This window comes from Mesorhizobium sp. M7A.F.Ca.AU.002.02.1.1 (assembly GCF_003998535.1).
GTDB lineage: Bacteria > Pseudomonadota > Alphaproteobacteria > Rhizobiales > Rhizobiaceae > Mesorhizobium > Mesorhizobium ciceri.
In genome coordinates this window covers 1-4,377 of sequence record NZ_RZPB01000519.1, presented here as the reverse complement: position 1 = coordinate 4,377, position 4,377 = coordinate 1, and the positions used below count along the sequence as shown (strand labels likewise).

Sequence of the window (4,377 nt, the reverse complement as noted above, 5' to 3'; positions counted from 1 at the left end):
GATATGCGGTGGCATGTGGTCGCGCGATCACGCGGCACAGATCGGCGTGACGCTGCCGCTGCACGCCGCCGAGCATTTCTACATCGTCACCGAGACCATCCCCGGCCTGCCCGCCAATTTGCCGGTGCTTTTCCTGGGCGACGAGTGCTCCTACTACAAGGAAGACGCCGGTAAGCTGCTGCTCGGCTGCTTCGAGCCGGTGGCCAAGCCGTGGGGCCATAACGGCATCTCGCCCGATTTCTGCTTCGACAGCCTGCCCGAGGACTTCGAGCATTTCGAACCGATCCTCGAAATGGCAACCAGGCGGGTGCCGCTGCTGGCGGATGTCGGCATCAAACTGTTCTTCAACGGACCGGAAAGCTTTACGCCGGATGACCGCTATCTGCTGGGCGAGACGGCTGAGGTCTCCGGCCTGTTCTGCGCCACCGGCTTCAATTCCGTCGGCATCCTCTCCTCGGGCGGCGTCGGCAAGGCGCTGTCGGAATGGATCCGCGACGGGCGCCCACCGGTCGATCTCGCCGATGTCGACGTGCGCCGCACCATGTCGTTCCAGTCGAACAAGAAATATCTCTACGACCGCACCACCGAAACGCTTGGCCTTTTGTTCGACATGCACTGGCCATACCGCCAGTTCGCCACGGCGCGCCACATCCGCAAGAGCCCGTTCCACGACCGCCTGATGGCGGCGGGTGCCTGCATGACCGAGGCCGCCGCCTACGAACGCCCTGGCTTCTTCGCTTTGCCCGGCATGAAGGCCGAGATCGACTATTCCTACGGCCGCCAGAACTGGTTCGGCGCCTGCGGCGAGGAAAGCCGCAACACGGCTGACAACGTTACGCTGTTCGACCATTCCTGCTTCGTGAAATACTGGATCGAGGGGCGTGACGCCTGCGCGGTGCTCAACCGCATCTGTGCCAACAATGTCGACGTACCCGCCGGCCGCGTCGTCTACACGCAATGGCTGAACGAGCTAGGCGGCATCGAAGCCGATGTCACGGTCACCCGCATCTCCGAAACCGCCTACATGGTCGTGACCATCGCCGTGTCGCAGCGGCGCGACCTGGCCTGGCTCAAGCGCCATATCCCGGCGGACGCGCATGTCTTCGTGCAGGATGTCACCTCCGGCCTGCCCATGCTGGCGCTGATGGGGCCGAAATCGCGCGATCTCCTGCGCGCCGTCTCGCCCGATGACTTCTCGGAGGCGGCGTTTCCCTTCGGCACCAGCCGCGAGATCGACCTTGGCTATGCGCGGGTGCGCGCCAGCCGGCTGACCTTCGTCGGCGAGCTTGGCTGGGAGCTCTACATGCCCGCCGAGTTCGCCGCCCATGTCTTCGACAAGCTGGCCGAGGCGGGCGCCGATTTCGGCCTGCGCCAAGGCGGCTACTTCGCCATCAATTCGCTGCGCATGGAGAAAGGTTACCGCCACTGGGGTCACGACATCGGCGAGGAAGACAGCCCGCTGCAGGCAGGGCTTGGCTTTGCCGTGGCGTTCGACAAGCCAGGCGGCTTCATCGGCCGTGATGCGCTGTTGCTGCAGAAGGAGGCGGGCAAGCCGCGCCGCCGCTTGGTGCAGTTGCGGCTGCAGGCCGAAGATGCGCCTCTCCTCTATCATCACGAACCGATCTGGCGCGGCGGCAAGATCGTCGGTTCGGTCACCTCCGGCGCCTACGGCCACCGCATCGGCGCCTCGCTCGGCATGGGCTATGTCGAATGCGAGGGCGGTGTCGACGATGCCTGGCTGGCAGCCGCCCCTCTGGAGATCGAAATCGCCTGGAAGCGATACAAGGCCATTGCGCAGCTCAAGCCGTGGTACGATCCGAAGGGGGAACGCCTGAGACCGTGACAGAACCTCCTTTTGGATCAGTCGGAGGCCCTAAGTCCCAGCCACGCTGAAGGTCCGCTTCGGCTTCCGCTGATGCCTGAAGCTACCAGTCCGCTTTCGGCCCAGTCGTGACCGAGCATGGGCTGTCTGATTGAGACTTCTGCCTCGGCCAGCTAGCCGCCGGCACAAAATCAGCATCGTCGGCCTATAATGTCATCAAGAGCTTCGATCCTTGAAGCGGTTCCAGAGATGCATGCGGTTCGCGACCTGCACGGCGACCGGATGGAACGGAACCGGTTTCATGTTGGTGACCGGCAAAGGCATCTGCTCGTCCCGGCGCCGGCCTGCCGCCCAGCGGCCGATTTCCTGGCCAAGAGACATTGCCAATGCCACGCCGCGGCCGGAATAGACGCCGCCAAACACGAGGCCGGGTGCCAGGCGATAGAGGCGAGGTCTGCGATCAGGCACCACGGCAAAGGTGCCATGCCAGTATTCCACGATCGGCGGTTCGCCGCCGAATGCGCGAAAAGCCTTGCCCAGCATGCTCGAGACCTTGGCGCGACCGCGGTCGGCCTCGTCAAACCACAATGTATGCGTGCCGCCGCTCACCAGCCGGCCGTCGACGTCGTAGTGGAAATAGCGGATGTCGTTGCGCATGTCGGACACCGCGGGGTTGCCGACAAGGATCTGGGTGCGCAGGCCTTCCGGCAGCGGGTTTGTCGCGGCCTGGAAGACCTTGAACGGCATCAGTGTCTTCTTCAGCCCAGCCCAGAGGTCGCCGGTAAGCGCATTCGTGGCAAGCACCACTTCTGGCGCCGTGACGCTTCCCGTTGCGGTGAAGACGCGCCAGCCGCCTTCCACCTTCTCGATGCGAGACGCCGCGGCGTTCTCGAAGATGGTCACGCCTTCGCGCTCAAGGGCGCCGGCAAGGCCAATGGTCATGGCGAACGGATTGATGTGGCCGGAATTGTGCACCATCCAGCCGCCGAGATAGGGGCTGCCGATGCGCGCGCTGGCTTCGGCCCGGTCAAGCCAGGAGACATTGGCGCCGAAGGCTTTCCACTCTTCGTAGAACTGGTGCGCGCGGGCAAGCGTGGTGTCGGTGTGAGCGGGCTGGATCCAGCCTTCCTGAACCTGGTGGGCGTCTATGTTGAAGCGCTGCATCAGGCCGAAGGCTACGCCGGCCGCATCCGCAACCATGCGATTGTAGCGCTCACCGATCGTCTTGCCGTAGACCGCCTCGAACTCCGCCGGCGAGGCCTTGGAATGGTGGGAGATGACAAGGCCGTTGTTGCGGCCCGACGCTGCCGATCCGATCTCGTTGCTCTCAAGCAGGATGACATTGACGCCGCTGTCGCGCGCGCCGAGTGCCGCGGCCATGCCGGTGAAGCCGCCGCCGACCACCAGCACGTCCGTCTTCAGGTCGCCTTGCGGTGCCGGTGCGGCCGGGCGCCTGTTCGCGGTCTTGCGCCACAGATGCGGCGTCTTCCAGTCGACCTCAAACATGAAGGACGTCCTCGCTGGCGCCGCCGAGATAGTGTTCCCTCAGGGCCGAATGCGCGGCCATTTCCTGCGCCGGGCCATGCAGCTTCACCTTGCCGGTGTTGAGCAGGTAGGCGTAGTCGCCGCATTCAAGCGCCAGCTGAACGTTCTGCTCGACGAGCAGGATCGAAATGCCGTGGCGCGACAGGTCGAGGATGATGCGGAAGATCTGGTGGACGATCTTCGGGGCAAGGCCGAGAGACGGCTCGTCGAGCATCAGAAGCTTCGGCTCGGCCATAAGCGCGCGCCCGATCGCCAGCATCTGCTGCTGGCCGCCGGACATGCGGCTTGCCATGCCGTTGCGCCGTTCCTTGAGCACAGGAAACAGCTCGAACACCTCGGCGCGCAATGCCTCGAAACTCTTCCCGCCGCGACCGATATGGGCCGCGACCAAGTTTTCCTCCACCGTCAGGCGCTGGAAGATCTGGCGGCCTTCCGGGCAGTGGGTGATGCCGAGACGCACGACCTGTTCGGGGCGCATCCCGGTGATGTCGCGGCCCTCGAACGCGATGCTGCCTGCGGTGGGCCGCGCCACGCCGGAAACGGAATTGAGCAGCGTCGTCTTGCCGGCGCCGTTCGGACCCAGGATGACGACGATCTCGTGCGGATCGACGTCAATGCTGATGCCCTCAAGAACGCCGACGCGCCCGTATCCCGAGCTGAGCCCGGCGATTCTGAGCAGCGGCCCGGATGTCGTCGATGTCATTGGCGGTTCCCAGATAGGCGAGTTGGACGTCGGTGCTTGCCTGCACTTCGGCGGGCGTGCCCCGGAAGAGCAGTTTCCCATGATGCATGACGATGATGCTGTCGCAGAGTGTCATGACGAGATCCATGTCGTGCTCGACGACGATCATGATCCGGTCGGGCGAACGCAACGCGGTGAGTTTTGCCGTCAGTTCCGCCGTCTCGTGGTGGTTCAATCCGGCGGCGGGCTCGTCGAGCAGCAGGACGCGCGGATTGGCGACCAAGGCGCGGGCGATCTCCAGCATGCGTTGTCGGCCATAGGGCAGGCC

Annotated in this window: 4 protein-coding genes; 1 reads left to right on the top strand and 3 read right to left on the bottom strand. The window is 64.5% G+C overall.

The window, feature by feature from the left end; genetic code table 11:
- Positions 1-1,843: FAD-dependent oxidoreductase (locus tag EN879_RS25620; protein WP_164774573.1), on the top strand; the 1,843-nt coding region annotated here is incomplete at its 5' end.
- A 195-nt stretch (positions 1,844-2,038) separates the two neighbouring features.
- On the opposite strand, the gene EN879_RS25615 is transcribed toward EN879_RS25620, so the two are convergent.
- From EN879_RS25615 to EN879_RS25605, 3 genes are all read right to left on the bottom strand, one after another.
- Positions 2,039-3,328 (bottom strand): FAD-dependent oxidoreductase, encoded by a 1,290-nt coding sequence (locus EN879_RS25615; protein ID WP_063168750.1) that lies wholly within the window; start codon positions 3,326-3,328, stop codon positions 2,039-2,041.
- Entirely contained in the window at positions 3,321-4,070 is a 750-nt protein-coding gene (locus tag EN879_RS25610) for an ABC transporter ATP-binding protein (protein WP_063168749.1), read from the bottom strand. Before EN879_RS25610 ends, EN879_RS25615 begins: the two co-directional genes overlap by 8 nt.
- Positions 3,994-4,377: ATP-binding cassette domain-containing protein (locus EN879_RS25605; protein WP_206521004.1), on the bottom strand; the 384-nt coding region annotated here is incomplete at its 5' end. The genes EN879_RS25610 and EN879_RS25605, both read right to left, overlap by 77 nt.